Below are 24,197 nucleotides of genomic sequence, written 5' to 3' on the forward strand. Positions count from 1 at the left end.
TCATCGTTCCGATCGCGATGGAGGAGGGTCTCCGCTTCGCGGTGCGCGAGGGCGGCCACACGGTCGGCGCCGGCGTCGTCACCAAAATTCTTCAGTAGAAACAGAGGGACGAAGCGGTGGCTAAAAGAATCCGTATCCGTTTGAAGGCATTTGATCACAGGGTTCTTGACACGTCTGCGTCCCAGATCGCGGAGACGGCGGAGAGCACGGGGGCCAGGGTTTCCGGCCCCATCCCTCTCCCCACCGAGATCAGTAAGGTGACGATTCTGAAGTCGCCTCACAAGGACAAGGACGCGCGGGAACAGTTTGAGATGAGGACGCACAAGCGTCTCATAGATATTGTCGAGCCGACGCAGAAGACGATGGATGCGTTGATGCAGCTCAATCTTCCCTCTGGAGTCGATATCCAGATCAAGCTTTAGCCCCTTGAAGGGTGTGGAGTGATTCCGAAAGCGGGAATTGGGGAAGCGCTGGAGCTGAAAGGAGAGAAAACGAACGATGGGTATAGGGATACTGGGGAAGAAGATTGGCATGGCTCAGATTTTCGACGAGCAGGGACAGGCCGTGGCGGTCACGGTGATCGCGGCAGGGCCGTGCCCCGTCGTTGCCATTCGGACCCCCGAACAGAACGGATACTCTGCCGTTCTTCTCGGCTATGGGGCCATCAAGCCGCATAAGCTGTCCAAACCCCTAAAAGGTCTTTTCGACAAACACAAGCTCGAGCCCAAACGGACGCTTCGCGAGTTTCGTCTGGACGCGGTGGACGGGTATGAGATTGGGCAGGAGATCAGGGTGGATTTGTTTGAGACGGGCGAGAAGGTGGACGTCAGAGGAGTCAGCAAGGGCAAAGGCTTCGCCGGAGTCATGAAGCGTTATCACTTCGGCGGCCAGCAGTTCAGCCACGGCACGTCGGTCATGCACCGCCACGGTGGCTCCAGCGGCGCCATCTCCTACCCGGGCCGAGTGTTCCCGGGCAAGCGGATGCCGGGACACATGGGCAGCGAAAAGGTCACGGTCAAGAACCTGACGATCATGGCCGTCGATCCGGAGAACAACCTCCTCCTTGTCAAGGGGGCCGTACCGGGTGCCAAGAACAGCCTGGTCACCCTCTACAAGAAGAAGTAAGAGATAGGGAAGGAGGGTACAAGAATATGCCTGCAGTTAAAGTTGTGGATTTCAACGGCCAGGACGCGGGGGAGATGAACCTCTCCGATGCGGTGTTTGCCGCGCCCGTGCACATCCCGGCCATGCATCAGGTCGTGGTGGCGCACCTGGCCAACTGCCGCCAGGGCACGCACAGCACCAAGACGAGGGGCGAGGTCCGCGGTGGCGGAAAGAAGCCTTGGAAGCAGAAGCACACCGGGCGCGCCCGTCAGGGCAGCACGCGCTCTCCCATCTGGGTTCACGGTGGTGTGGCCCATGGCCCCAAGCCGCGCGACTATCACCAGAAGGTCAACAGGAAAGTACGTCGGCTGGCCATGAAGAGCGCCCTTTCGGTCAAGGTTCGTGACGAGCTGATGACCGTAGTCAAGGGGATGGAGATGGACAAGCCCTCCACGAAGGCGATGAAGAACTTCATGGAGGCCATCGGGGCGGAGAAGGCCCTGGTGGTGTGCCATACGAGTGCGGACAGCGTCATGCGTTCGGTTCGCAACATTCCGGGCGCCAAGTTCATCAATATCGCCAGCATCAACGTTTATGACCTCATGAACTCCAAGGCGCTGGTCGTGACCCCCGAGGTCGTGGCCCGGCTGGAGGAGGTGTATGCAAGATGAATCTGGTCGCGCACGACATTATCATTCGGCCGATCGTCACGGAGAAGAGCAGTTCTCTGATGGAGCACAACAAGTACACCTTCGAGGTCCACAGGGACGCAAACAAGATCCAGATCCGTCAGGCGGTCGAGCAGATCTTCAAGGTCAAGGTCCTGAGCGTCAATACGATCAATGTCAAGGGCAAACCCAAGCGTATGGGAGCCTATTTGGGCAAGACTCGTTCCTGGAAGAAGGCGATTGTGGCACTGCCGGAGGGGCAACGCATTGAGTTCTTCGAGGGTGCCTCCATCTAGAAAGGGGTAGATGAAGATGTCGATCAAACAGTTCAAACCCTATACCCCGGGTCGCCGGCAGATGTCCATCCAGGGGCGTGAGGACATCACGGCCGACAAGCCCGAGCGGTCCCTGACCGTCGAGCTGCGGAAGAGCGGCGGGCGCAACAACACCGGCCGCATCACAATGCGCCATATCGGTGGGGGCCACAAGAGGACCTACCGCATCATCGATTTTCGCCGCGACAAGATCGGCGTGCCGGGCAAGGTCGCCACGATCGAGTACGATCCGAACCGGAACGCCCGCATCGCTCTGATCCACTATGTGGACGGCGAGAAACGCTACATCCTTCTTCCCAAGGGATTGAAGGTCGGGGATACGGTTCACGCGGGGCCCGATGCGGACATTACCCCGGGCAACGCCCTCAAGCTGAAGGATATGCCGGTGGGTACGGTCGTCCATAATCTCGAGCTCGAGCCCGGCCGGGGCGCCAAGCTGGTGCGCTCGGCGGGGACGTCGGCCCAGCTGATGGCGAAGGAGGGCAAGTACGCCTTTATCCGGATGCCGAGCGGCGAGCTCCGTCTGATCCTTCTCGAGTGCATGGCCACGGTGGGGCAGGTGGGCAACGAGGATTACGAGAACATCTCCCTGGGCAAGGCGGGAAAGACCCGTTGGAGCGGTCGCCGTTCCCGCGTGCGGGGCATGGTGATGAACCCGGTGGACCACCCGATGGGCGGCGGCGAGGGAAAGAGCAAGAGCAACAAGCATCCTGTTTCTCCGTGGGGCACGCCGGCTAAGGGATATCGTACGCGCAAGCGCAAGCCTTCCGACAGGCTCATCGTTCGCCGCCGTTACGATAAGTAGACGTGAGGAGGGACTTTTAGGATGGCTCGTTCCGCCAAAAAGGGGCCTTTCATCGAGCAGAGGCTCCTGGCCAAGATAGAAGAGATGAACATATCGGGGAACAAAAAGGTCCTCAAGACCTGGTCCCGTCGTTCCACCGTGGTTCCGCAGATGATCGGACACACCATCGCCGTCCACAACGGGCGGATGCATCTTCCGGTCTATGTCAGCGAGAACATGGTCGGGCACAAGCTGGGGGAGTTCGCTCCGACGCGCAAGTTCGGGCGTCACGCGGGGCAGGAGCGCTCCACAAAGGGAAGGTAGGGGAGACGCTATGGAGTCTAAAACTGTGGCCAAGGCCATGGCGCGCCAGGTGAGGATCTCCCCGACGAAGGTGCGGCAGGTGCTGGCCCTCATCCGGGGCAAGGATGCCGGCGAGGCCATGACGATCCTGCGCTTCAGCCCTCAGAAGGCCGCGCGGGTCGTCTACAAGGTCCTGCAGAGCGCCGTGGCGAACGCCGAGCACAATTACGGGATGGATACGGACAAGCTGCATGTTCTCACGGCCTTTGCGGATCAGGGGCCCTCGATGAAGCGCTTTCGTCCCGCCTCCATGGGAAGAGCCCATCCTTATGTGCACCGCACATCCCATGTGACCGTTACGGTTTCGGAACGTTAGGAGGGTTTTTTCGTGGGGCAGAAGGTTCATCCCGTAGGATACAGGCTTGGAGTTGCGACGGAGTGGGAGTCCAAGTGGTACGCCGGTCGCAAGGAATATGCGAAGAAGCTGCACGAGGACCTCAGGCTTCGTGAGTGGATAATGAAGAAGTGGGAGGGCGCCGCCATCTCCCGAGTGGAGATCGAGCGCGTGGGGCACGTGGTCCGCTTCACCATTTGGACGGCCCGGCCCGGAGTGGTCATCGGCCGGGGCGGGGCGGAGATTCAGACGATCAAGGACGAGCTTCAGGCCATGACCGGCGGCAAGGTCATGATCAACGTCCAGGAGATCAAGAATCCGGACGTGGTCGCTCAGCTGGTCGCGGAGAACATCGCCTCCGCCCTCGAGCGCCGGGTTTCGTTCCGTCGAGCCATGAAGCAGGCCATCTTCCGTGCGACGAAGGCCGGGGCCCTTGGAATCAAGGCTCAGGTCGCGGGCCGTCTCGGCGGCGCGGAGATCGCCCGTACCGAGTGGTACAACGAGGGGCGGCTTCCCCTCTCGACGATTCGTGCCGATATCGACTACGGCTTTGCCGAGGCCAATACGATGTACGGCGTGATCGGCTGCAAGATTTGGATTTACCGCGACCGTGAGAACGAGCGTCCCATGGCGCCTCGCGGTGGCCGCCGTGAAAGGGCAAGGGGGTAGTCGTCATGCTTATGCCCAGCAGGGTCAAATACCGTAAATCCCACAGATCCCCCCTTAGGGGCGTCTCCAAGGGCGGCACGGCCGTCGCCTTCGGCGACTGGGGAATTCAGGCGCAGGAAAACGCCTGGATCACGGCACGTCAGATCGAGGCCACGCGTGTGGCCATCTCCAGAAAGATGAAGAAGGGCGGCAAGATCTGGATCCGTATTTTCCCGGACCGTCCTTACACGAAGAAGCCTTTGGAGACGCGTATGGGAAAGGGTAAGGGCGCGCCCGAGTTCTGGGTCGCCGCCGTCAAGCGGGGCCGCATTCTGTTCGAGTTTGCGGGAATCCCCCAGGAAGTCGCGGAGTTGGCCTTCCGGACGGCCTCCCACAAGCTGCCGATCAAGGTACGCATGGTGTCAAGAGAAGGTATGGGTGGTGAAGACTAATGGATGCGACGAAACTTCGGGAGCTGAACCTGGAGGAACTCCAGGAGAAGTACCGTCAGTATAAAGAGGAGCTTTTCAATCTTCGTTTTCAGAACGCAGTCGGACAACTCAAGAATACGAGCCGCATCCGGGATGTCCGAAAGATTATAGCCAGAGTGCTGACCGTCGCGGGCGAGAAGAGCCGCGCGATGGAGGGCTCTGCTGCCAGGAGGTAGGTCGTCCATGGAGGCAAATATGGAGGCGGGGCTCTCCCACCGCAAGGTCCGGGTGGGGATCGTAGTCAGCGACAAAATGGACAAGACGGTCGTCGTCAAGGTCTCCCGTCTTGCGGAGCATCCTCTCTACGGGAAGCGGATCGAGAGGGCGAAGAAGTATGTGGCTCATGACGAGGAGAATACCTGCCGTGTCGGCGACCAGGTACGCATCCGCGAGACTCGTCCCCTGAGCAAGACCAAGAGATGGGAACTGATCGAAGTTATGCGGCGCGCCCCTGTCTTCGATTCTGATACGCCCGGAGAGGAGTAACTTATGATTCAGTTGACGACAGTATTGAACGTTGCTGACAACTCCGGAGCCCGAAAACTTTTCTGCATCCAGGTCATGGGCGGAAGCCGGCGCAAGTGGGGCACGATCGGCGACGTCATCGTCGCCTCGGTTCGCGAGGCCATTCCCAACAGCAACATCGCCAAGGGGTCCGTGGTCAAGGCCGTGATCGTCCGCACCAAGAAGGAGGTCCGCCGTCGGGATGGCTCCTACGTCCGTTTCGACGACAACGCCGCCGTGATCATCGACAACAACGGAGAGCCGAAGGGGACCCGTATTTTTGGCCCCGTGGGCAGGGAGCTGCGTGCGAAGAAGTACATGCGCATCCTCTCCCTCGCGCCCGAAGTGGTTTAGGAGGCGTGGCATTATGTCCGTAAGAATCAAGAAGAACGACCGCGTCCGCGTCATCTCCGGTAAGGACAAGGGCAAGGAGGGCAAGATCCTGCGCCGTATTCCGGCCCGTGACATGGTCGTCGTCGAGGGTGTGAACATGGTCTCCCGCCACATGCGGCCCAGCCAGAAGAACCCCCAGGCCGGAATCCACAAGCAGGAGGCTCCCATCTACGCCGCCAAGGTCATGCTCGTCTGCCCGCAGTGCGGTGCGGCTACGCGCGTCGGTTCCTCCTTCCTGGAGAGCGGCAAGAAGGTCCGCGTCTGCAAGAAGTGCAACGAGATCATCGACAGGGCCTGAGTGGGGAGGATGCGAAAATGACGCCGCGTATGTTGGAAAAATACAAGACGGAGATCTCTCCCGCCCTGCAGAAGGAGTTTGGCTACAAGAACGTGATGCAGCTCCCCAGGCTCGAGAAGGTCGTTGTGAACATCGGTGTGGGCGATGCCAAGCTGGACATCAAGTTCATGGATGCAGCGATTGCGGAGCTTCGTGCGATCACGGGACAGCAGCCCCTGCTCAAGAGGGCCAAGAAGTCCATCGCCGGCTTCAAGGTTCGCGAGGGGATGCCTGTGGCCTGTTCGGTGACCCTGAGAGGGCGTCGGATGTGGGAGTTTCTGGACCGCCTGATCTCCCTGGCCCTGCCCAGCATCAAGGACTTTCAGGGCGTGTCGAGGCGCGGGTTCGACGGCCGCGGGAACTACAACCTGGGGCTGCGCGAGCAGCTGATCTTCCCGGAGATCAGCTACGACAAGGTCATCCGGTCCCGGGGCATGAACGTCTCGATCGTGACCAGCGCTTCGAGCGACGAGGAGGCCTATGCCCTCCTCAAGGGCATGGGAATGCCCTTCAACAACCGTTAGACAGGGGGCACGGCAGAAATGGCAAGAAAGGCTATGAGGTACAAGGCGAAACTCCCCCCGAAGTTCGAGGTGCGGCAGCACAACCGCTGCCCGCTGTGCGGCAGGGTGCACGCCTACATGCGTATGTTCGATATGTGCCGCTGCTGCTTCCGCAAGCTTGCCCGCGAGGGCAGAATACCCGGCGTCGTCAAGTCGAGCTGGTAGCCTAGGGGGGCAACGGAATGTACGTTAACGATCCAATCGCGGATATGCTCACGAGGGTGCGCAACGCGAACATGATTTACAGCGAGAGCGTGGATGTGCCTGCCAGCAAGATGAAGCTGGCCATTGCCCGTATCCTCAAGGAGGAGGGGTACATCAAGAACTTCAAGACGATCACCGACCCGAAGAAGCCCTATGCCTCGATCCGCATCTTCTTGTCCTACGGTCCCGACCGCGAGCGCGTGATTCAGGGGCTGCGCCGGATCAGCAAGCCGGGCAGGAGAATCTACGTCGGCAAGGACAAGCTTCCGGTCGTCATGGGAGGGCTCGGTTTGGCCGTGGTTTCGACCTCCCAGGGCCTGAAGACGGGGGCCGAGGCCTCGAAGCTCGGACTGGGCGGAGAAGTTCTCTGCTACGTCTGGTGAGGGGGGCTTTTACAGATGTCTCGAATTGGACGCAAGGCGATCGTCCTTCCCAAGGGGACGACCGTGACGGTTAAAGGGGACAAGGTCGTGGTGAAGGGGGCCAAGGGCGAGCTGGATACCCCCCTGATGCCCGGAATCGCGGTGGACGTCGCCGAGGACAAGGTTGTCGTCTCCCGCTCGAACGACGAGAAGCAGACCTGCGCCTGGCACGGGATGACCCGCGCCCTCATCGCCAACATGGTGACCGGGGTGACCGAGGGCTTCCAGAGGACGATGGAGATCGTCGGCGTGGGCTGGAGGGCCCAGCTTCAGGGCAAGACGCTCGTGATGAACCTGGGCTTCTCCCATCCGGTCGAGTTCACGCCTCCTCAGGGCGTGGAGATCGTGGTCGAGAACCCCATCAAGTTCGTCGTCAAGGGGATCGACAAGGAGCTGGTGGGGCAGACCTGCGCGCTCATTCGGCAGTATCGTCCGCCGGAGCCCTACCACGGCAAGGGCATCCGTTTCCTGAACGAACATATCGTTCGCAAGGCCGGCAAGACCGGCGCGAAGTAGTCGGGGTGGACTCGAGATGAAGAAAAAGAGCAGAAACGATTTGCGCGTCGTGCGCCACGAAAGGCTGCGCCGGACGCTTGCGGGGACGGCCGAGAAGCCGCGGCTGGCGGTTTTTCGGAGCTTGAGCCATATCTACGTACAGATCATCGACGACGACCTGGGGCACACGCTGGCGTCGGTCTCGACCTTGGAGAAGGCCGTCAGGGAGGGGCTCAAGGGGACCTGCAACGTCGAGGCGGCAAAGGCGGTCGGCAAGCTGGCCGCGGAGCGCGCCAAGGCGAAGGGGATCGAGGCAGTGGTCTTCGATCGCGGCGGCCATCGCTATCATGGCAAGGTCAAAGCTGTGGCCGACGCGGCCCGCGAGGCCGGCCTTAAGTTTTAAACATTTAGGAGAGCAGGCTGATCATGATCAAGAAGCGAATCGATGCTAAATCCCTGGAGCTGAAAGAGCGCGTCGTCGCCATAAATCGTGTGAGCAAGGTCGTCAAGGGCGGTAAGCGCTTCAAATTTGCGGTGCTCGTCGTCGTGGGCGACGGGGATCGCTACGTCGGCGCCGGGATCGGCAAGGCCAAGGAAATTTCCGAGGCCGTGCGCAAGGGGATCGACAAGGCGAGCAAGGGGCTCGTCGAGATCCGAAGGGCCGGCGAGACCATGCCCCACCCCGTCACGGGCAACTTCGGGGCCGCGTCGGTCCTGTTGAAGCCCGCCCCTGCCGGTACGGGAGTCATCGCCGGCGGCGTCGTGCGCGCCATTATGGAGCTGGGCGGGGTCAAGGACGTCGTCACCAAGGTCGTCGGGCGGACGTCCAACGCCATCAACGTGGCCTGGGCGACTCTCGAGGCCCTCAAAGAGACCCGTACTGCGGACGAGATCTACAAGCTTCGCGGGAAAAAGGCCCCGGAGTCCGCGGCCGTGTCCGCGGACTAGGAGGTTTTTCCGATGGCTAAAATAAGGATCAAATGGGTCAAGAGCGCGATTGGGTTCGCGGAGCGTCAGAAGCGGACTCTCAAGGCCCTGGGCTTCAGGAAATTGCAGTCGACGGTGGAGCACGAGGATACCCCTCAGATCCGCGGCATGATCGAGCACGTCCGGCACCTGGTGGTCTGGACGAGCGACAACTGAGGAGGCGGACGGACATGAATATTCACGACCTTAGGCCCGCGCCGAACTCCCGCCGGGACGCGAAGCGTCTGGGGCAGGGGATCGCCAGCGGGACGGGCAAGACCGCCGGCAAGGGGCACAAGGGACACAAGGCCCGCGCAGGCGGCGGCGTCCGTCCCGGCTTCGAGGGCGGACAGATGCCCTTGGCCCGCAGGGTGCCCAAGAGCGGGTTCAACAACGCACGCTTCGCCAAGGAGTATCAGATCGTGAACCTGTTCTCCCTGGCCGACAAATTCGAGTCGGGGCGCGAGATCGGGGTTCAGGACCTTCTGAATGCGGGGTTGATCCGCACGGCATCCCGGCCCGTCAAGGTGCTGGCGAAGGGCGAGCTCGGCAAGGCTTTCACCTTGAAGGTCAACGCCGTCAGCGGGGGAGCGCGTGCGAAAATCGAGGCGGCGGGCGGGAAGGTCGAGGTGATCTGACGTGCTCGGGTCTTTCGGCGACGCCTTCAGACTGCCCGACCTGAAACGACGGATTCTCTTCACCCTCGGCGTCCTGTTCATCTTCCGCCTGGGGGCCCACATTCCCACGCCGGGCGTCGACACGGCGGCCATGGCCCAGCTTTTCGGCGGAAGCGGCGGCGGGGTCCTGGACTTCCTGAACCTTTTCTCGGGCGGAGCGTTGCAGCGTTTCAGCATCTTCTCGCTCGGGGTGGCGCCCTATATCAACTCGAGCATCGTCATGCAGCTCCTGGTGGTCATCTTTCCCTACCTGGAGAAGATGCAGAAGGACAACACCGAGGGAAGAAAGAAGATCGTCCAGTGGACGCGCTACGGGGCGGTGCTCTTCGCCGTGGTGCAGTCCGTCGGCATGACGGCCTGGCTGGGTGGGCTCGGGATCTTCTCGGGCAGCTTTTTTCATGCCCTGCTGGTCGTGACGACCCTCACGGCGGGTTCCATCGCCGTGATGTGGATGGGCGAGGAGCTCTCCGATCACGGGATCGGCAACGGCATTTCCCTCCTGATCTTCGCCGGTATCGTCGCGCGGATTCCCGAGGCGATCGTCCAGAGCTGGACCATGGTACGGCTGGGACAGCTCAACCTGCTGGTCCTCCTGCTCGGCCTGGTCCTCATGGTCGTTGTCGTCGCAGGCTGTATCCTGCTTCAGGAGGGGCAGCGGAGGCTTCCGGTGCAGTACGCCAAACGTGTGGTGGGCAACAAGGTGTACGGCGGGCAGAGCACGTTCATCCCCCTGAAGGTCAACCAGGCCGGGGTCATCCCCATCATCTTCGCCTCCTCGATCCTCGTCTTCCCCTACACGGTGGCGAACTTCTTCAGCGGGAGCTCCGTGGGCCAGTTCGTGCGCGACCTCTTTGCTCCGGGCAGCGTGTTCTACACGCTCTGCTACATCGCCCTGATCATCTTCTTCGCCTACTTCTACACGGCGGTCGTCTTCAATCCCTCGGATATCGCCAACAACATGAAGAAGTACGGCGGCTTCATCCTGGGCATCCGGCCGGGGCAGCCGACGGCGGACTACATCACGAAAGTGATGGAGCGCATTACGCTGGGCGGAGCCGTATTTTTGGCAGTCGTAGCGCTGATCCCCAATTTCATGTCCTCGGTCATGGGAGTGAGAAGCTTCTACTTCGGGGGAACGGCGGTCCTGATTGTCGTTGGTGTCGCGCTGGACACGGTGCATCAGATCGAGGCGCAGCTTTTGATGCGCCATTACGACGGCATCCTGAAGAAATCCGGAGGAAAGTCGGGCAGCCTGCTCCGTATGTAAGGGCATAGGAGGCGAGTCACCATGAGGTTGGTCCTTTTGGGTGCTCCTGGGTCGGGAAAGGGAACCCAGGCCGCTTTTTTGAAGGAACGCTGTGGTTGCGTCCACGTTTCGACGGGCGATATCTTTCGGAAAAACCTGAAGGAGGAGACCCCGCTCGGCCTTCTTGCCCGGGAGTACATGGACAAGGGAGCCCTTGTTCCGGACGAGGTCGTCCTGAAGATGGTTTCGGAGCGTCTTCTCGAGCCCGACGTGAAGTCGGGGTTTCTCCTGGACGGATTTCCCCGTACCATCGCGCAGGCGGAATTTCTCGACGCGTTTCTGGGCGAGCGCGATCTGGGACTGGATGTGGTGATCCTCTTCGACATCGAGGATGAGGTTCTGGTGCGGCGCCTCTCGAACCGTCGGACCTGCCGTTCCTGCGGCGGGATCTTCAACCTTCTGACCCTCGAGGGGGACAAGCACGCCTGTCCCGCTTGCCGCGGTGAGCTCCATCAGAGGGATGACGACGAGGAGTCCGTGATTCGCAATCGTCTGAAGGTGTTCCACGAACAGACGCGGCCTTTGGTCGACTGGTATGCGGGCAAGGGACTTTTAAGCTCCGTCGACGCCTCGCGGACGCCCGAGGCGATCTCCGAAGAGATCGCGGCGATTCTGAAAGAGCATGGTGCATCTTAAGTCCGAGCAGGAGCTCGTCCGGATGCGCCGGGCGGGCAAGGTGGTGGCGGAGGTTCTGGACCTTCTGAGGGAGGTCGTCCGACCGGGTGTCTCCACGGGCGAGCTGGATCGCATCGCCGAGGAGCACATTCGATCCTGCGGCGCTTCGCCGGCGTTCAAGGGCTACCGTCCCTCTCCCTCCATGAGCCCCTTTCCGGGGACGATCTGCGCCTCGATCAACGAGGAGGTCGTACACGGGTTTCCGAGCGACGACCGCAGACTCGAGGAGGGAGACATTCTGAGCGTGGACGTCGGGGCCTGTCTTGAGGGCTACTATGGAGATGCCGCCTGTACCTACCCCGTAGGGACGATCGGCGGGGCGAGGCAGAAGCTTCTCGAGGTGACCGAAGAATCCCTGAACCGGGCCATAGCGGCAGCTCTGAAGGGCCGGACGATCGGGGACATCGGTCATGCGGTCGAATCCTTCGCCTCCCCCCTCGGGTACGGCATCGTCCGGGACTACACGGGGCACGGTGTGGGGAAAAAACTCCACGAGGCGCCCCAGGTTCCGAACTTCGGTCGTCCGGGACGGGGGGTGACCCTCCAGAGGGGCATGACCCTGGCCATAGAGCCCATGATCATGACAGGGCGCGAGGAGGTCGCGCTCGGACGGGACGGCTGGCTGGTCGTTACCGCCGACGGTTCCGATGCAGCGCATTTTGAGCGGTCGATCGCCATTACGGACGATGGGCCGGAGATTTTGACTCCATGGACAAGTCCTTAGACCCCCGCTTCGGACCCTACAGACTGGGGCAGGTGGTGCGCTCCAGGAGGGGCAAGGACAGGGGAAGCCTTTACGTGATCGTGGGCTTTCCGCAAGAGGACAGATTGGCCTTGGCGGACGCGGGCAAGTTCAACCTTTCGCGGCCCAAAAGGAAGAATCCGAAGCACGTGCAGCCGACGCTGCGGTGCGCGGCGGAGGTCGCCGACCTGGTTGTGGCGGGCAAGGACATTGATCGCGGGCGGCTGTGCCAGATTCTGCGGACGCTCGATGGAGATGCGCTGAGCGAAGAATAGAAAATCGGAACGGAGAGGCAGGGTAGCGTATGGCAAACAAAGAGGAAGTCATCGAAGCGAGGGGCGTCGTCTCGGAACCTCTCCCGAACGCCATGTTTCGCGTGGAGCTGGAGAATGGACATAAGCTTCTGGCGCACGTCTCGGGCAAGATGAGAATGCATTTCATCCGGATTCTTCCCGGGGACAAGGTTCTGGTCGAGGTGTCCCCTTACGATCTGACCCGAGGAAGGATCATCTACCGCTATAAATGAAGGTGCATGTCGTTCCGTCTTCGAGCCCTGTCGCGACGAGCGGCCTGCGGCGGGAGATGGAATAGGGGTTTTTCCCCGCTATTACGAGTTTTTTGCTGAGGAGTGGGAACAATGAAGGTGAAACCGTCGGTCAAGCCGATCTGTGAGTTTTGTCGAGTGATCCGGCGCAACGGCGTCGTGCGTATCATCTGCAGTCGGGACGCGCGTCACAAGCAGCGGCAGGGTGCAAGGAGGTAAGGGAATGGCTCGTATTGCAGGTGTGGACATCCCGCGCGAGAAGCGCGTCGAAATTGCGTTGACCTATATCTTCGGGATCGGGCTTCCCTCCTCCAAGAAGATCCTGGCCGCTACGGGGGTCGATCCGAACGCCCGCGTCAAGGACCTCTCGGAGGCGGACGTCCAGAAGCTGCGCCGCGAGATCGAGGACCACTACCACGTGGAGGGCGACCTGCGCCGCGAGGTCTCCATGAACATCAAGCGGCTGATCGATATCGGCTGCTACAGGGGCCTTCGTCACAAGCAGGGCCTTCCGGTGAGAGGGCAGCGGACGAAGACCAACGCCAGGACCCGTAAGGGGCCGCGCCGGACTGTCGCGAACAAGAAGATGGCAGGCAAGTAGGCCTGAGCCCGTCGGGCGAGATATTTTGGGCAACGCCCTTTTTGATCCAGGGGCCGGGCTGTTGGCGTTCAGGAATTCCATTTCCGGGTCCAATCGATTTTTGACTTTACAGTCTCGAATTTTAGAGGAGGCGAAACACGCGTGGCCAAAAGAACGGTCCGTAGGGGCAAGAAGCGTGAAAAGAAAAATATAAGCTATGGGGTGGCGCACATCTATTCCACCTTCAACAATACGATTCTGTGCATCAGCGACCGGGGCGGCAATGTCCTCTCCTGGTCCAGCGGGGGCAACGTGGGCTTCAAGGGTACCCGAAAGTCCACTCCTTTTGCGGCCCAGATCTCGGCTCAGCAGGTGGCCAAGGGGGCTCAGGAGCATGGTGTTCAGGAGATCGACGTTATCGTGAAGGGGCCGGGGCCGGGCCGCGAGTCCGCCATCCGCTCCCTTCAGGCGGCGGGCCTTCAGGTCAACCTGATCAAGGACACGACGCCCATTCCTCACAACGGTTGCCGTCCGCCGAAAAGACGCCGCGTCTAAAATCGCCCCCTTGTTTTGGCGGCGAGAAAAGTTTATGGGCGTGACAAGGCTCGATCCTTCGACGTCTGTGAAGAATAGGAGCGTAAATTATGTTGGAAACCTTGGAAATCTTACGGCCCGCGCTTAAGATAGAGGAGAACACCCCCACTTACGGGCGTCTGGCTTTGGAGCCTCTGGAGCGGGGGTATGGCATGACGCTGGGCAACGCCCTGCGCCGGGTGCTGCTCTCCTCCATCCGAGGTGCCGCCATTACGTCGGTCCGCATCGAGGGAGTACTGCACGAATTTAGCACCGTCCCGGGCGTACGTGAGGATGTCATCGAGATTTTGATGAATTTGAAACATGTCCCCGTCCGCTCCAAGAGCAACGAGGTGCGCGTGATCTCCGTGGAGCTCGAGAAGGCTGGGGTTGTTACGGCCAAGGACATCCAGGTGGACAGCGAGGTGGAGTTCGTCGACCCCGAGTCCAAGATCTGCACCCTGGAGAAGGGGGCCCGTCTCGCCATGGAGCTCTACGTGGAGCAGGGGACGGGGTATCTTTCCGCAGAGCGTCCCCGGCCGGCCTTCCTGCCGGTGGACGCCTTGCTTACCGATGCCATCTTCTCCCCTGTGCTCCGCGTGAACTACCGCGTGGAGGCGGCGCGCGTCGGGCAGAGGACGGACTACGAGCGCTTGGTCCTCGATGTCTGGACGAACGGCATCGTCTCTCCGGACGCAGCGGTGGGCGAGGCTGCGCAGATCATCCGGACCTACTTCGGGCACGTCGTCGCGAACCTCGAACAGTGCCGCGAGGAACACGTTGCGGGCTTCGAGCTCGCGGGGGAGGACCGGGGGGCGGAGACGAACGTCAAACTGCCTGACGGGAACGAGGAGTTTCTGGCCCGCCCGGTCAAGGACCTCGAGCTCTCCATCCGGAGCGAGAATTGCCTGCTTCGCGGAGGCATCCAGACGATAGGGGATCTCCTCCAGAAGACGAGGGAGGATCTCCTGAAGATTCGGAATCTGGGCAAGATATCCCTGAACGAGATCGGGGAGAGATTGGACAGCGCGGGCTTGAAGCTGCGCGAGAAAAAAGATATGAAAGCAACCAAGGAGGATTAATGCTATGAGACACCGTGTGGATCATAGAACGCTTGGCCGCTACGGCAGCCACAGGAGGGCGATGCTTGCCAATATGGCCGCCAGCCTGTTTCTGAACGGCCAGATCCAGACCACCGTCACCCGCGCCAAGGAGCTTCGTCGTGTTGCCGAGAAGCTGATCACCCGGGCGCGCGGCGGCTCCGTCCACGACATTCGCGTCGTGTTCTCCCGTATGCCCCACAAGGAGGCTGCAACGAAGCTGTTCGACGAGCTGGCGCCGCGCTACGCCTCCTTCGACAAGGGCGGCTATACGCGCATCGTCAAACTGGGGCACCGTTCCGGCGACGGCGCTCCAATGGCCATGATCCAGCTTATCGAGAGATAGGCAGGCCTCCCTTCGTCTTGAAGCTTTGAACTTTTCGAAGGAACCTCCCCTTCTCTCCCTGCGTTCCGTCTCCTTCTCCTACGATGGAGTGCGGCGGGTTCTGGACGATATATCGCTGGAGGTCCGCTCCGGAGAGCGGGTCGCCATTCTGGGGCACAACGGTTCCGGGAAGTCGACGCTCGTCAGGATTTTAGGCGCTCTGCAAGTCCCTTTGCAGGGTGCCTATTTCATTTCGGGCCGCAACGTGACGGATATCCCCTTCGATGAGCTGCACCGAAGGGTTGGGGTCGTCTTCCAGAACCCGGAGAACCAGATCGTGGCGGCCTTGGTCGATGACGACGTCGCCTTTGCCCCCGAGAACCAGGGGCTCCCGTCCTCCGAGATTCAGGAGAGGGTGGATCGGGCCCTGGAGCGGGTGGGGATGGCGCATAAGCGTTCCGTTCCGGTCTCGGCGCTCTCGGGCGGCGAGAAGCAGCGGGTGGCGCTGGCCGGGGCGTTGGCCGCCAAGGTCGATTGCCTCGTTTTGGACGAACCCACCGCAATGCTGGACCCGGAGGGGCGTCTCGAGGTGGCCGAGGCCCTGAGGGCCATCCAGGCCTCGGGAACGACTTTGATTCAAGTCACGCACCAACTGGAGTGCCTGGAGGATGCGGACCGTATTCTCGTCCTGGAGAGGGGAAGATGGATTTGGCAGGGGGGAACGGACTGCTTCTGGCCGGCTGCTGCGGGGCTGGGCTTCGAGCTCTCCCCGCTTCGGCGGCTGTCCGCACGGCTCGTCTCGGCCGGAGTTCCGGTTCCCTCGGTCTCCGTCGGGGGGGTCGTCTCGGCGATAGGGGCGCACCTGACGGAGACCGCCTCCCCGGAGCCGGAGGACGACCCCGACCCGATACCCCTCTCCGCTCCGATCACGCCCTTTCTGGAGGTGCGGGACCTGACCTTCCGCTTCGATTCCCCCTCGCAGGGGGGAACGGTTCTGGAGGGCGTAGCCGCGTCCTTTCCGAAGGGACGGTGGACCTCCATCGTGGGGCGCACCGGGAGTGGAAAATCGACCCTGGTCCAGCACCTGAATGGGCTTTACAAGATTCAGTCGGGGGAGATTCTTTTGGGGGGAGAGCCCCTGCCCCAGAAGGGGGAGGCCCTGCATCGGCTTCGCGGAACGGTAGGGCTCGTCTTCCAGTCCCCCGAGGATCAGCTCTTCTCCGCGACGGTGCGGGAGGAGCTCTCCTTTGCGCCGGGGAACGCCGGCTTCGAGGGCGAGGCCCTGGAAGGGGCCGTTCGCGGGGCTCTGGATGCTGTGGGGCTGGGCGAGGACTTCCTGGCCCGCAACCCGCTCTCCCTCTCCGGAGGCGAACGCCGTCTGGTGGCCATAGCCTCGGTGCTTGCCGCCGACCCGGAATGCCTGGTCCTCGACGAGCCGATGGCCGGCCTCGACGCGGCCTACCGACGAAGGATGCTCTCCCTGTTCTCGGAACTGAGGGCCCAGGGACGGACGGTCGTCACCATCACTCACGACCTTGAGATGGCGTTCCGGTTCAGCGACCGGATTCTCGTCATGGACTCCGGGAAATCGAGGGGGGAGGGGAACGTCGGGGAGGCTCTGTCCTCGCTGATGGAGGTTCTGAGCCCGTCGGTCTGGCCCGAGATCCTTCAGGTCTCCGGACGGCTGCGAACGCGCTTCCCGGGAATTCCCCTGGCCTGGGACCCGGACGTTCTGTTCGAGTGGCTGACGGGCCGCATGGGATGCTCCCCGGCCCGACGCGCATAAGCGAGTGAGGAGATATCGATGTATTTTTCCGCCACCTCCATGGGGCAGTACGTCCCGATCGATTCCCCGGTCCACCGGCTGGACCCCCGGGCCAAACTCCTCGGGCTCGTGCTCCTGGTGTCCGCCGTGTTCGCCTCGTCCGACCCCCTGTCCCTGGGGATTTGCATCCTGGCCCTGTTCGGCATCGTCTCCCTCTCCGGCCTTCCCTGGAGGACGATCCTGCGCTCCTCGCGCCCCATTCTCTTCCTGGTCGCCTTCACCCTCGTGTTCAACGTCGTGTCCGAGCTCTGGATGGGGCGTTCGTTCGGCGGCTCCCTGGCCCGGGGAGGCCTGACGGCGCTTCGGCTGATGGTGCTGATGCTCTTTGCCGTGCTGCTGCCGCTGACGACGGCCCCCCTGGAGCTGGCCGATGGGCTCGAACGTCTGCTGCGCCCCCTCGCCCGTTTCGGCTTTCCCTCCCACGAGTGTGCCATGATGACGGGGGTTGCGCTGCGTTTCATCCCTCTTTTGATGGAGGAGACGGACCGCATCATTCGGGCGCAGCTCTCTCGGGGGGCCCGCTTGGACCAGGGGGGGATCGTCCGCCGCGTCATGGCCTTTTTCCCCGTGTTGATCCCCCTCTTCGTCATCGTCTTTCGCAGGGCCGACGAGATGGCCCTGGCCATGGAGGCCCGTGGCTATCGGGGGGGCGAGGGACGGACGAAAAGGCGCCCTCTGTGCTGGAAAAAAAGCGATACAGGCGCTACAATTTGCACCGTGTGTTTCGTCGTTCTTCTCCTCCTGCTGAGGAGGTTCTGGCTGTGAAGGGTTGGAAGTACGCCGCACAGATCGCCTATATGGGCGGCGGCTACTCGGGCTGGCAGCGCCAGAAGGAGGCCCTGGGCGTCCAGGAGGTTCTGGAGGACGCGTTGTCCCGGCTTTCCTCCGCGCCGGTCCGGGTGATCGGGGCCGGACGGACCGACAAGGGCGTCCACGCGGTGGGGCAGATGGCCTCCTTCCGTATGGACAGGGAGTGGGCTCCCGAACGCCTGCAGTTGGCGGCCAATTTTTACCTGCCCGAGGACGTGAGGGTCATGAGGGTCCATCCGGTCTCGGGGGGCTTCAATGCCCGGCGCAGCGCCCTGTGGCGGGAATACCGCTATTTCATCTGGCACGGCTGGGTCTGCCCGCCGCATCTCAACGGGCTCGTCTGGTGGTGCAAGGCGCCGTGGTCGCTCGATCGGGCCCGGGCCGCCTGCCGGGTGCTGGAGGGCGAGCACGACTTCAGAGCCTTCTGCAAGACGGGCGAGTGTCCGGAGCGAAGCGTCCGGACGCTGGAGCGCGTCCGTTGCCGCCGGTGGGGGCCCATGACCGTCCTGACGGTTCGGGCGCCCTCCTTTTTGATGAACATGGTGCGCATCATCGTGGGGAACGTCGACGCCGTGGCGAGGGGCAGGCGCTCCTTGGCTTGGCTGGAGGCGCTCCTGTCGGGGGATGCACGATCCCGTTCCGCCGTGACCGCGCCCGCCTGCGGGCTCTACTTCTGGCGGGCGGCCTACGCGGAGCTCTTTGGCGGGCGTGCCGCCTCACCCCTCGGAGGCTGGTCCCCAGGCTTCTGGGGCGCACAGGGCGGGGCCGAGGACTGTGGGATTTGAGGTAAAATAGGAAATGGAAAAACGCGTCCGTCGTAAGCGGGACGGCGTGTGTTTTTTTGTGGAAAGCCGCGTTACGACGAGGGAGCGTCCGGGACCTTGACCTCCCGAGGGGGTTTGACGATGTTCGGAACGGATATTGGCATAGATTTGGGTACGGCGACGATTCTGATCTTCGAGAAGAGGCGCGGCGTCGTGCTGCGGGAGCCCTCGGTGGTCGCCGTGGATCAGGACACCGGCAACATCCTGGCCGTCGGGTACGAGGCGAAGAACATGGTCGGGCGTACCCCGGGCAGCATCGTCTCCGTGCGTCCCCTCCGGGACGGCGTCATCGCGAACTACTCGATGACCGAGGCGATGCTCCAGCATTTCATGAGGCGCGTCACACGGGGCTGGCAGCGATTTTTTCGGAACAGGGCGATGATCTGCGTCCCCTCCGGGGCCACGGACGTGGAGCGCCGGGCCGTCTTGGAGGCGGCGCTGGAGGTCGGGGCCAAGGAGGCCTATCTGATCGAGGAGCCCATGGCGGCCGCCATAGGCGCCAAGCTGAACGTGGAGGAGGCCCGCGGCAAGATGGTCGTGGACGTCGGCGGCGGGACCGCGGACATCGCGGTGATCTCGCTGGGGGGCGTCGTCGTCTCCAAATCGCTCCGGATCGGAGGGGACAAGTTCGACGAGGGGATCATGCGCTACCTCCGCCGGCAGTACAACCTCGCCATCGGCGAGCAGACGGCCGAAAATCTCAAGATCATGATCGGGACCTGCATCCCCATGGACGAGGAGCAGCGCATGGTCATCAAGGGGCGGGACCTCGTCCAGGGGCTGCCGCGGCAGATCGAGGTGACGAGCTCCGCCGTCAACATGGCGATCGGAGAGATGGTCCAGACCCTCGTCGACGGGGTGCGCAACGTTCTGGAATTAACGCCGCCGGAGCTTTCGGCCGATATCATAGACAGGGGCATCGTGCTGACCGGGGGCGGATCCCTTTTGAAGGGACTTCCGGAGCTGATCTCCCAGCAGACGGGGATCAACTGCTTTACCGCGGAGAACCCGATGGAATGTGTGGCGCTCGGGACGGGCAGGGCCCTGGCGGAGATCGACAAGCTGCGGGGCTCCGGCCGGAGCGGCATTCTGGTGAACGTCCGCAAGGGACGCAAGCGCCGCTAGAGGGAGCTTCCGAAGGAGTCCCCTTCGGCGGGTACGTCGGGGGGAGCGTTTCCATCTTTATCGGGGAGGGCGTGATTTTTTGCACAAAGGGCTTTATGCGGCCTGTTCCGCGATGCTCGTTCAGGAGACGCACCTGGACGTGGTGACGAACAACCTGGCGAACGTCGACACGCTCGGCTTTCGCCGCCGTGTCCCCGTGAATGCCGAGTTCAGCGCCCATCTGGATCGTATCGAGAGGATCTCGGAGGACGGAGAGACCAAGATCACGACCGCCGTGCCGTTCACCATGAACTGGAAGGGCAAGCAGACGATCGGGACCTTGGCCCTGGCCAACGTCTTTTCGGAGAGTGCTATGGACACCGCATCCGGCGCCGTCCGGGTAACGGACAATCCTCTGGACCTCCTGATCGAGGGGCCCGGTTTCTTCGCGGTCCAGGATGGTGCGGGCAACACCTTTTACACGCGCCAGGGAAGCTTTGCGCTCTCGGAGGAGGGCGTTGTCGTTACGCATGACGGCATGACGCTCCAGGGCGACGGCGGGGCGATCGAGGTGGGCGGGGCGACGCGGCTGGTCGTGACGCCCAACGGGCAGATCCATGCCGACGGGGAGATCGTCGGGACGATCCCTCTCTACACCTTCGAGCGGCCGACCTACCTTCGGCAGGTCGGGAAGAACCTCCTGGTGCCGAACGAGGCCTCGGGCCCGGCGGAGGCTTCCGAGGAAGTGCGGATCGTGGGAGGTGCCCTCGAAATGTCCAACGTCAGCGTCGTCGAGGAGATGGTGCGCATGATCGAGGCCCAGCGGGCTTACGAGGGGGCGTCGAAAGCCCTCATGACCCACGACGAGCAGACGGGCAAGCTCATCACCGCCTACAGCAGGGGCTAGCCCTCTTTTTGTCGTGTCGGGGAGGTATTGGTGAATGTTGAGATCACTCTGGTCCAGCGCCTCGGGCATGATCGCCCAGCAGACCAACCTTGACGTCGTCGCCCACAACCTGGCGAACGTCAACACCCAGGGATACAAGAAGCGCCGCGCCGATTTCGAGGATCTGCTCTATCAGATCGGAAGGGAGCCCGGGACGCCGATAGAGCCGAACTCCATGGTTCCGACCGGCGTCCAGGTGGGGTTGGGCACGCGGGTGATCGCGACCCCCAGCTTCATGACCCAGGGGAACTTTCAGATCACGGACAACCCCCTGGACTGGGCGATCGCCGGAAAGACCATGGCGGGGCAGAACGCCTATTTTCAGGTGACCCAGATGGACGGGACGATCGCCTACACCCGTGCGGGGGCGTGGGACGTGGATGCCGACGGGCAGGTCGTCAACCACGACGGGCTGCTGCTGGAGCCCGCCGTCGTCATCCCCCGCGACGCCGTCGCCATACAGCTGAGCCCGGACGGCATCGTCTCCGTCAGGATGCCCGGTCAGACGGAGCTGCAGGAGGTCGGTCAGCTGGAGCTTGCGCGTTTCATCAATCCTGCAGGGCTGAGGGCCGAGGGGAACAGGCTCTTCATCGAGACGGAGGCCAGCGGCCCCGCCATTCTGGGACAGCCCGGAGCGGACGGGATGCCCGAGGTGCGCCAGGGCGTTCTGGAGATGTCCAACGTTCAGGTCGTCGAGGAGATGGTGGAGATGATCATCGCCCAGCGGGCCTACGAGGCCAACTCGAAAGGCGTCCAGACGGCGGACGACCTGCTGAGGATCGCCAACGGGCTGAAGCGTTAGTCTTGAAGGGGCTGTCGGATTTCATGTGGCGGAGGGTGCTCCGCCTTTTTTTTATAGCGCTTCTGGGGGCGGGACTTCCTCTCGGGTTCCCGGGGGAGCTCCGCGCGGAGCGGGGGATCCGGGTCGAGGTCCCCTCGGTCGTGCATGTGGACGCCACGGCCTTCATGTTGGGGGACATTGCACGGATATACGGCTCCGACAGCGCTCGGGAGGCTCTGAGTCCTCTGCTTCTCTCGTCGGAGGGGGGCTTCCTGGCCCGTGAATCGGTGGTTCGGGCCATCGAGGCCAGCGGGCTCGATGGGGTTCGCGTGGAGGTCCGAATGCCCCAAAGGGTACGGGTGCTGCCGGCGGAGGCGGGGGAGACGAGCTCCCACGAAGCGGGGCTTTCCCCTGACGAAAACCTGTCGTCTGTGATAAAATCACTCGCAGCATGGGACGGCGTCGTCGAGGTCGCCCATTCGGGGACGGTCCCTCAGGGGCGGCTCGTCTCCCCGGCCTCCCTGGTTCCGGGGACGCCGGCCGCGACGTTGCGTTTTCGCGACGCCGGGGGGCGGGAGCGGTCGCTGGGTGTGCGCCTGACCTGGACGCAGAACGTTCTCGTCATGGCGCGGTCCGTGCCCCGGGATCGCCCTCTGGCTGCCGCGGACCTCACGACGCGCTCGATGCGGATCGCCAGGCCGGGGGTCTATGCGACGCAGGCCTCCGAGGTCGTGGGGCGTTCCTCGCGCAAGCCCCTGCAACAGGGAACGCCCGTGTTGCTGGAGCTCCTGTCCGAGCCTGCGGTGGCGAAACGGGGCGGTGCGGTCCTGATCGTCGTGCGGCAGGGAGGGCTCACGGCCACCGCCAAGGGCGTGCTTCTGGACGACGGGGCCGTGGGGGCCGTCGTGAGGGTGCGCCGATCGGACAATAAAAAGGTGGTCCTCAGGGCCCGGGTTTTGGATGGCGATACGGTGGAGGTGGATGTTCCGTGAAAAAAGCGAAGGGTTGGATCCGGACGGCTTTTCTCCTCCTGCTTTTTTGTTGTGCGGCGGTTGGGCCCGCACCTGAGGCGAAGGCCGCCTCTCTATGGGACGACAGGACGAACTGGATGGCGGACGAGCGCCCGGGGCGTGTGGGGGACATCGTGACGGTGCTGGTCAACGAGCGGACCGACGCCAAGGACGAGGCGACGATGGACGTGAAGAAGTCCTCGAACAGCTCGGTCAGCGACGGGACGGGGATCCTGAACTTCATCCGCCGCCTGACGCTGACCAGCGACAACAGCAGCAAGGGGGACGGCTCCGTGGAGCGCAAGCACCACGCCCGGGCGACCGTGGCCTGCCTGGTCACGGACGTGCTGCCCAACGGCAATTTGGTGATCGAAGGCACACGCGACGTCCGCACCAGCGAGGAGACGCTGCAGTTCCAGCTGGTCGGCGTGATCCGCCCCCAGGACGTCAACAGCAACAACCAGATCCGCAGCGAGCTGATCGCAAACGCCGAGTTGGCCGTGAAGGGCAAGGGGGTCATCTCCCGAACCCAGAAGCCCGGCATCATCACTCAGATCCTTCAGGCGGTTTTCTGATTTTGTGCTCGGGAGAGGAGTGCGGAAGATGAGGGGTATCGGCATGCCCTGCCGTAGGGTGCTGGGCGCTTTTCTGTCCCTTCTTTGGGTTGTGTGCGGGGCCGCGTCCGCGGCCGTCGACCTTCGGGACATGGATTTCGGGAGGATTCATCCCCAGGTCCGCATCAAGGACATCGTGGAGATCGAGGGGGCGCGCGGCAACCAGCTGACCGGCGTAGGGCTTGTGACGGGGCTCGCCGGCACGGGGGACAAGTCGCCCATGGCCACGCAGATGATGCGGAACATGATGCGCAATTTCGGGGTGACCCTGGACGAGAAGGCGGCCCGGAGCAAGAACGTTGCCGTGGTCTCCCTGACCGCGACGCTGCCGCCCTACGCCCGCCCGGGTCAGGCCATCGACGTCAACGTCAGCGCGATGGGCGATGCGAAGAGCCTCCAGGGCGGGACGCTCATGCAGTCCCCGCTGAAGGCTGCGGACGGCAAGGTCTATGCCGTCGCACAGGGGGCCGTTCTCGTGGGCGGATATACGGCGGGCGGTTCGGCCGCGACCCAGACCAAGAACATCCCCACGGCGGGCCGGCTGCCCGGGGGGGCGATCGTGGAGCGTGACGTGCCCGCGGATTATGCGGTGGGCGGGCAGATGGCCCTGCTTCTTCGGGACCCGGATTTCACGACGGCGCAGCGCATTGCGGACGCGATCAACCGGCATTTTGGGGCCGTGGCCTATCCGGTGGATGCGGGGCGGGTCGTGGTGAATCTTCCGGGGCAATATCTCGCGGCGCCGACGGCCTTCCTGGCGAACATGGAGAAGCTGGAGATCGCGCCCGACAAGGCGGCTCGCGTGGCCGTGAACGAGCGGACCGGGACCGTGGTGATGGGGGGGAACGTCCGCATCAGCTCGGTAGCCGTGGCGCACGGCAACCTCACGGTCTCCGTCAAGGAGGATCCGAACGTCGTCCAGCCCAACCCCTTCGGCGGGGGCGAGACCCGTACGGAACGACGGACGGACGTGACGGTCGACGAGGATGGAACCAGCATGATAGCGATGCCCTCGACGACGACAGTTCGAGACTTGGTGCGGGTGATGAACTCCATTGGGGCTTCTCCCCGGGACATCATCGAGATCCTTCAGGCGATCGACAAGGCGGGGGCTTTACACGGCGAACTGGTCAACATGTAGAAAGGCGGC

General features: G+C 62.8%; 41 protein-coding genes. All 41 read left to right on the forward strand.

Features of this window, described 5'->3' with window-relative positions; translation table 11 throughout:
• A partial coding sequence (locus EII26_RS07400) for an EF-Tu C-terminal domain-related protein (RefSeq protein WP_199735120.1) occupies positions 1–98 on the forward strand: 98 nt, incomplete at its 5' end.
• 18 nt (positions 99–116) lie between these two features.
• A complete protein-coding gene (gene rpsJ / locus EII26_RS07405) occupies positions 117–422 on the forward strand; it encodes a 30S ribosomal protein S10 (protein ID WP_124888518.1) in 306 nt (101 codons plus the stop codon).
• 76 nt (positions 423–498) lie between these two features.
• On the forward strand, positions 499–1,125 hold the full coding sequence (rplC, locus tag EII26_RS07410; protein WP_124888519.1) for a 50S ribosomal protein L3: 627 nt from the start codon (positions 499–501) through the stop codon (positions 1,123–1,125).
• A 26-nt stretch (positions 1,126–1,151) separates the two neighbouring features.
• On the forward strand, positions 1,152–1,775 hold the full coding sequence (rplD, locus tag EII26_RS07415) for a 50S ribosomal protein L4 (RefSeq protein WP_124888520.1): 624 nt from the start codon (positions 1,152–1,154) through the stop codon (positions 1,773–1,775).
• Positions 1,772–2,068, forward strand: coding sequence for a 50S ribosomal protein L23 (gene rplW, locus EII26_RS07420; RefSeq protein WP_124888521.1), 297 nt, complete (start codon positions 1,772–1,774; stop codon positions 2,066–2,068). Before rplD ends, rplW begins: the two co-directional genes overlap by 4 nt.
• A 16-nt stretch (positions 2,069–2,084) precedes the next feature.
• Positions 2,085–2,912, forward strand: a complete 828-nt coding sequence (gene rplB / locus EII26_RS07425) for a 50S ribosomal protein L2 (protein WP_124888522.1) — start codon at positions 2,085–2,087, stop codon at positions 2,910–2,912.
• A gap of 21 nt (positions 2,913–2,933) precedes the next feature.
• Positions 2,934–3,215: a 30S ribosomal protein S19 gene (gene rpsS, locus EII26_RS07430; RefSeq protein ID WP_124888523.1), complete on the forward strand. Its 282-nt coding sequence runs from the start codon at positions 2,934–2,936 to the stop codon at positions 3,213–3,215.
• A 10-nt stretch (positions 3,216–3,225) separates the two neighbouring features.
• Positions 3,226–3,570, forward strand: a complete 345-nt coding sequence (rplV, locus tag EII26_RS07435; RefSeq protein WP_124888524.1) for a 50S ribosomal protein L22 — start codon at positions 3,226–3,228, stop codon at positions 3,568–3,570.
• A 12-nt stretch (positions 3,571–3,582) separates the two neighbouring features.
• Complete coding sequence (gene rpsC / locus EII26_RS07440) at positions 3,583–4,257, forward strand: 30S ribosomal protein S3 (protein ID WP_124888525.1); 675 nt, start codon at positions 3,583–3,585, stop codon at positions 4,255–4,257.
• A 5-nt stretch (positions 4,258–4,262) separates the two neighbouring features.
• A complete protein-coding gene (gene rplP, locus EII26_RS07445) occupies positions 4,263–4,688 on the forward strand; it encodes a 50S ribosomal protein L16 (RefSeq protein WP_124888526.1) in 426 nt (141 codons plus the stop codon).
• Positions 4,688–4,903 (forward strand): 50S ribosomal protein L29, encoded by a 216-nt coding sequence (rpmC, locus tag EII26_RS07450; protein WP_124888527.1) that lies wholly within the window; start codon positions 4,688–4,690, stop codon positions 4,901–4,903. The genes rplP and rpmC overlap by 1 nt, the downstream gene beginning before the upstream one ends.
• Before the next feature lie 19 nt (positions 4,904–4,922).
• Positions 4,923–5,213: a 30S ribosomal protein S17 gene (gene rpsQ, locus EII26_RS07455; RefSeq protein ID WP_124888585.1), complete on the forward strand. Its 291-nt coding sequence runs from the start codon at positions 4,923–4,925 to the stop codon at positions 5,211–5,213.
• 3 nt (positions 5,214–5,216) lie between these two features.
• The gene (gene rplN / locus EII26_RS07460; protein ID WP_124888528.1) at positions 5,217–5,585 is read left to right on the forward strand and encodes a 50S ribosomal protein L14; all 369 of its coding nucleotides are present in this window, start codon (positions 5,217–5,219) and stop codon (positions 5,583–5,585) included.
• 13 nt (positions 5,586–5,598) lie between these two features.
• Entirely contained in the window at positions 5,599–5,922 is a 324-nt protein-coding gene (rplX, locus tag EII26_RS07465) for a 50S ribosomal protein L24 (RefSeq protein ID WP_124888529.1), read from the forward strand.
• A 17-nt stretch (positions 5,923–5,939) separates the two neighbouring features.
• Positions 5,940–6,485: a 50S ribosomal protein L5 gene (gene rplE / locus EII26_RS07470; protein ID WP_124888530.1), complete on the forward strand. Its 546-nt coding sequence runs from the start codon at positions 5,940–5,942 to the stop codon at positions 6,483–6,485.
• An 18-nt stretch (positions 6,486–6,503) separates the two neighbouring features.
• Positions 6,504–6,689, forward strand: coding sequence for a type Z 30S ribosomal protein S14 (locus tag EII26_RS07475; protein WP_124888531.1), 186 nt, complete (start codon positions 6,504–6,506; stop codon positions 6,687–6,689).
• A gap of 17 nt (positions 6,690–6,706) precedes the next feature.
• On the forward strand, positions 6,707–7,111 hold the full coding sequence (rpsH, locus tag EII26_RS07480) for a 30S ribosomal protein S8 (RefSeq protein ID WP_124888532.1): 405 nt from the start codon (positions 6,707–6,709) through the stop codon (positions 7,109–7,111).
• 15 nt (positions 7,112–7,126) lie between these two features.
• Positions 7,127–7,666: a 50S ribosomal protein L6 gene (rplF, locus tag EII26_RS07485; RefSeq protein WP_124888533.1), complete on the forward strand. Its 540-nt coding sequence runs from the start codon at positions 7,127–7,129 to the stop codon at positions 7,664–7,666.
• 16 nt (positions 7,667–7,682) lie between these two features.
• The gene (gene rplR / locus EII26_RS07490) at positions 7,683–8,048 is read left to right on the forward strand and encodes a 50S ribosomal protein L18 (RefSeq protein ID WP_124888534.1); all 366 of its coding nucleotides are present in this window, start codon (positions 7,683–7,685) and stop codon (positions 8,046–8,048) included.
• Between the two features lie 23 nt (positions 8,049–8,071).
• Entirely contained in the window at positions 8,072–8,593 is a 522-nt protein-coding gene (rpsE, locus tag EII26_RS07495) for a 30S ribosomal protein S5 (protein ID WP_124888535.1), read from the forward strand.
• 12 nt (positions 8,594–8,605) lie between these two features.
• Complete coding sequence (gene rpmD, locus EII26_RS07500; RefSeq protein ID WP_124888536.1) at positions 8,606–8,788, forward strand: 50S ribosomal protein L30; 183 nt, start codon at positions 8,606–8,608, stop codon at positions 8,786–8,788.
• Positions 8,789–8,802: 14 nt separating this feature from the next.
• On the forward strand, positions 8,803–9,249 hold the full coding sequence (rplO, locus tag EII26_RS07505) for a 50S ribosomal protein L15 (RefSeq protein WP_124888537.1): 447 nt from the start codon (positions 8,803–8,805) through the stop codon (positions 9,247–9,249).
• Between the two features lies 1 nt (position 9,250).
• Positions 9,251–10,555 (forward strand): preprotein translocase subunit SecY, encoded by a 1,305-nt coding sequence (gene secY, locus EII26_RS07510; protein WP_124888538.1) that lies wholly within the window; start codon positions 9,251–9,253, stop codon positions 10,553–10,555.
• Positions 10,556–10,576: 21 nt separating this feature from the next.
• Positions 10,577–11,230, forward strand: coding sequence for an adenylate kinase (locus EII26_RS07515; protein ID WP_124888539.1), 654 nt, complete (start codon positions 10,577–10,579; stop codon positions 11,228–11,230).
• Positions 11,217–11,993 (forward strand): type I methionyl aminopeptidase, encoded by a 777-nt coding sequence (gene map / locus EII26_RS07520; RefSeq protein ID WP_124888540.1) that lies wholly within the window; start codon positions 11,217–11,219, stop codon positions 11,991–11,993. Before EII26_RS07515 ends, map begins: the two co-directional genes overlap by 14 nt.
• A complete protein-coding gene (locus EII26_RS07525; protein ID WP_124888541.1) occupies positions 11,978–12,286 on the forward strand; it encodes a KOW domain-containing RNA-binding protein in 309 nt (102 codons plus the stop codon). Before map ends, EII26_RS07525 begins: the two co-directional genes overlap by 16 nt.
• A gap of 29 nt (positions 12,287–12,315) precedes the next feature.
• Entirely contained in the window at positions 12,316–12,537 is a 222-nt protein-coding gene (gene infA, locus EII26_RS07530; RefSeq protein ID WP_124888542.1) for a translation initiation factor IF-1, read from the forward strand.
• 111 nt (positions 12,538–12,648) lie between these two features.
• Positions 12,649–12,774 carry a 50S ribosomal protein L36 gene (gene rpmJ / locus EII26_RS07535; RefSeq protein ID WP_124888543.1) on the forward strand — a complete coding sequence of 42 codons (126 nt, stop codon included), beginning with the start codon at positions 12,649–12,651 and terminating at the stop codon, positions 12,772–12,774.
• 4 nt (positions 12,775–12,778) lie between these two features.
• Positions 12,779–13,156 carry a 30S ribosomal protein S13 gene (rpsM, locus tag EII26_RS07540; RefSeq protein WP_124888544.1) on the forward strand — a complete coding sequence of 126 codons (378 nt, stop codon included), beginning with the start codon at positions 12,779–12,781 and terminating at the stop codon, positions 13,154–13,156.
• 141 nt (positions 13,157–13,297) lie between these two features.
• Entirely contained in the window at positions 13,298–13,690 is a 393-nt protein-coding gene (rpsK, locus tag EII26_RS07545; protein ID WP_124888545.1) for a 30S ribosomal protein S11, read from the forward strand.
• Between the two features lie 89 nt (positions 13,691–13,779).
• Positions 13,780–14,790 (forward strand): DNA-directed RNA polymerase subunit alpha, encoded by a 1,011-nt coding sequence (locus EII26_RS07550; protein WP_124888546.1) that lies wholly within the window; start codon positions 13,780–13,782, stop codon positions 14,788–14,790.
• Between the two features lie 4 nt (positions 14,791–14,794).
• Positions 14,795–15,154: a 50S ribosomal protein L17 gene (gene rplQ / locus EII26_RS07555; protein ID WP_124888547.1), complete on the forward strand. Its 360-nt coding sequence runs from the start codon at positions 14,795–14,797 to the stop codon at positions 15,152–15,154.
• Between the two features lie 25 nt (positions 15,155–15,179).
• On the forward strand, positions 15,180–16,919 hold the full coding sequence (locus EII26_RS07560) for an ABC transporter ATP-binding protein (RefSeq protein WP_124888548.1): 1,740 nt from the start codon (positions 15,180–15,182) through the stop codon (positions 16,917–16,919).
• A gap of 18 nt (positions 16,920–16,937) precedes the next feature.
• Positions 16,938–17,723 carry an energy-coupling factor transporter transmembrane component T family protein gene (locus tag EII26_RS07565; RefSeq protein WP_124888549.1) on the forward strand — a complete coding sequence of 262 codons (786 nt, stop codon included), beginning with the start codon at positions 16,938–16,940 and terminating at the stop codon, positions 17,721–17,723.
• Entirely contained in the window at positions 17,720–18,553 is an 834-nt protein-coding gene (gene truA, locus EII26_RS07570; RefSeq protein WP_233572661.1) for a tRNA pseudouridine(38-40) synthase TruA, read from the forward strand. Before EII26_RS07565 ends, truA begins: the two co-directional genes overlap by 4 nt.
• Before the next feature lie 120 nt (positions 18,554–18,673).
• On the forward strand, positions 18,674–19,717 hold the full coding sequence (gene mreB, locus EII26_RS07575) for a rod shape-determining protein (RefSeq protein WP_124888550.1): 1,044 nt from the start codon (positions 18,674–18,676) through the stop codon (positions 19,715–19,717).
• Between the two features lie 79 nt (positions 19,718–19,796).
• Positions 19,797–20,603 carry a flagellar hook-basal body protein gene (locus tag EII26_RS07580; RefSeq protein WP_124888551.1) on the forward strand — a complete coding sequence of 269 codons (807 nt, stop codon included), beginning with the start codon at positions 19,797–19,799 and terminating at the stop codon, positions 20,601–20,603.
• 34 nt (positions 20,604–20,637) lie between these two features.
• Positions 20,638–21,444, forward strand: a complete 807-nt coding sequence (gene flgG, locus EII26_RS07585) for a flagellar basal-body rod protein FlgG (protein ID WP_124888552.1) — start codon at positions 20,638–20,640, stop codon at positions 21,442–21,444.
• Positions 21,445–21,479: 35 nt separating this feature from the next.
• Positions 21,480–22,415: a flagellar basal body P-ring formation chaperone FlgA gene (flgA, locus tag EII26_RS07590; RefSeq protein ID WP_158612200.1), complete on the forward strand. Its 936-nt coding sequence runs from the start codon at positions 21,480–21,482 to the stop codon at positions 22,413–22,415.
• Positions 22,412–23,008 carry a flagellar basal body L-ring protein FlgH gene (locus EII26_RS07595; RefSeq protein ID WP_233572662.1) on the forward strand — a complete coding sequence of 199 codons (597 nt, stop codon included), beginning with the start codon at positions 22,412–22,414 and terminating at the stop codon, positions 23,006–23,008. Before flgA ends, EII26_RS07595 begins: the two co-directional genes overlap by 4 nt.
• Positions 23,009–23,036: 28 nt before the next feature.
• Positions 23,037–24,188, forward strand: coding sequence for a flagellar basal body P-ring protein FlgI (locus EII26_RS07600; RefSeq protein ID WP_233572663.1), 1,152 nt, complete (start codon positions 23,037–23,039; stop codon positions 24,186–24,188).
• The last annotated feature ends 9 nt before the right edge of the window (positions 24,189–24,197 follow it).

Source organism: Fretibacterium sp. OH1220_COT-178 (genome assembly GCF_003860125.1).
In the GTDB taxonomy this organism is placed as follows: domain Bacteria; phylum Synergistota; class Synergistia; order Synergistales; family Aminobacteriaceae; genus CAJPSE01.

Bases quoted from the DNA above. Each gene is read 5' to 3' on its own strand.
- rplC (WP_124888519.1), top strand. From the start codon at position 499: ATGGGTATAGGGATACTGGGGAAGAAGATTGGCATGGCTCAGATTTTC.
- rplD (WP_124888520.1), top strand. From the start codon at position 1,152: ATGCCTGCAGTTAAAGTTGTGGATTTCAACGGCCAGGACGCGGGGGAG.
- rplW (WP_124888521.1), top strand. From the start codon at position 1,772: ATGAATCTGGTCGCGCACGACATTATCATTCGGCCGATCGTCACGGAG.
- rplB (WP_124888522.1), top strand. From the start codon at position 2,085: ATGTCGATCAAACAGTTCAAACCCTATACCCCGGGTCGCCGGCAGATG.
- rpsS (WP_124888523.1), top strand. From the start codon at position 2,934: ATGGCTCGTTCCGCCAAAAAGGGGCCTTTCATCGAGCAGAGGCTCCTG.
- rplV (WP_124888524.1), top strand. From the start codon at position 3,226: ATGGAGTCTAAAACTGTGGCCAAGGCCATGGCGCGCCAGGTGAGGATC.
- rplP (WP_124888526.1), top strand. From the start codon at position 4,263: ATGCTTATGCCCAGCAGGGTCAAATACCGTAAATCCCACAGATCCCCC.
- rpmC (WP_124888527.1), top strand. From the start codon at position 4,688: ATGGATGCGACGAAACTTCGGGAGCTGAACCTGGAGGAACTCCAGGAG.
- rpsQ (WP_124888585.1), top strand. From the start codon at position 4,923: ATGGAGGCGGGGCTCTCCCACCGCAAGGTCCGGGTGGGGATCGTAGTC.
- rplN (WP_124888528.1), top strand. From the start codon at position 5,217: ATGATTCAGTTGACGACAGTATTGAACGTTGCTGACAACTCCGGAGCC.
- rplX (WP_124888529.1), top strand. From the start codon at position 5,599: ATGTCCGTAAGAATCAAGAAGAACGACCGCGTCCGCGTCATCTCCGGT.
- rplE (WP_124888530.1), top strand. From the start codon at position 5,940: ATGACGCCGCGTATGTTGGAAAAATACAAGACGGAGATCTCTCCCGCC.
- EII26_RS07475 (WP_124888531.1), top strand. From the start codon at position 6,504: ATGGCAAGAAAGGCTATGAGGTACAAGGCGAAACTCCCCCCGAAGTTC.
- rpsH (WP_124888532.1), top strand. From the start codon at position 6,707: ATGTACGTTAACGATCCAATCGCGGATATGCTCACGAGGGTGCGCAAC.
- rplF (WP_124888533.1), top strand. From the start codon at position 7,127: ATGTCTCGAATTGGACGCAAGGCGATCGTCCTTCCCAAGGGGACGACC.
- rplR (WP_124888534.1), top strand. From the start codon at position 7,683: ATGAAGAAAAAGAGCAGAAACGATTTGCGCGTCGTGCGCCACGAAAGG.
- rpsE (WP_124888535.1), top strand. From the start codon at position 8,072: ATGATCAAGAAGCGAATCGATGCTAAATCCCTGGAGCTGAAAGAGCGC.
- rpmD (WP_124888536.1), top strand. From the start codon at position 8,606: ATGGCTAAAATAAGGATCAAATGGGTCAAGAGCGCGATTGGGTTCGCG.
- rplO (WP_124888537.1), top strand. From the start codon at position 8,803: ATGAATATTCACGACCTTAGGCCCGCGCCGAACTCCCGCCGGGACGCG.
- EII26_RS07515 (WP_124888539.1), top strand. From the start codon at position 10,577: ATGAGGTTGGTCCTTTTGGGTGCTCCTGGGTCGGGAAAGGGAACCCAG.
- map (WP_124888540.1), top strand. From the start codon at position 11,217: ATGGTGCATCTTAAGTCCGAGCAGGAGCTCGTCCGGATGCGCCGGGCG.
- EII26_RS07525 (WP_124888541.1), top strand. From the start codon at position 11,978: ATGGACAAGTCCTTAGACCCCCGCTTCGGACCCTACAGACTGGGGCAG.
- infA (WP_124888542.1), top strand. From the start codon at position 12,316: ATGGCAAACAAAGAGGAAGTCATCGAAGCGAGGGGCGTCGTCTCGGAA.
- rpmJ (WP_124888543.1), top strand. From the start codon at position 12,649: ATGAAGGTGAAACCGTCGGTCAAGCCGATCTGTGAGTTTTGTCGAGTG.
- rpsM (WP_124888544.1), top strand. From the start codon at position 12,779: ATGGCTCGTATTGCAGGTGTGGACATCCCGCGCGAGAAGCGCGTCGAA.
- EII26_RS07550 (WP_124888546.1), top strand. From the start codon at position 13,780: ATGTTGGAAACCTTGGAAATCTTACGGCCCGCGCTTAAGATAGAGGAG.
- rplQ (WP_124888547.1), top strand. From the start codon at position 14,795: ATGAGACACCGTGTGGATCATAGAACGCTTGGCCGCTACGGCAGCCAC.
- EII26_RS07565 (WP_124888549.1), top strand. From the start codon at position 16,938: ATGTATTTTTCCGCCACCTCCATGGGGCAGTACGTCCCGATCGATTCC.
- mreB (WP_124888550.1), top strand. From the start codon at position 18,674: ATGTTCGGAACGGATATTGGCATAGATTTGGGTACGGCGACGATTCTG.
- flgG (WP_124888552.1), top strand. From the start codon at position 20,638: ATGTTGAGATCACTCTGGTCCAGCGCCTCGGGCATGATCGCCCAGCAG.
- EII26_RS07600 (WP_233572663.1), top strand. From the start codon at position 23,037: ATGAGGGGTATCGGCATGCCCTGCCGTAGGGTGCTGGGCGCTTTTCTG.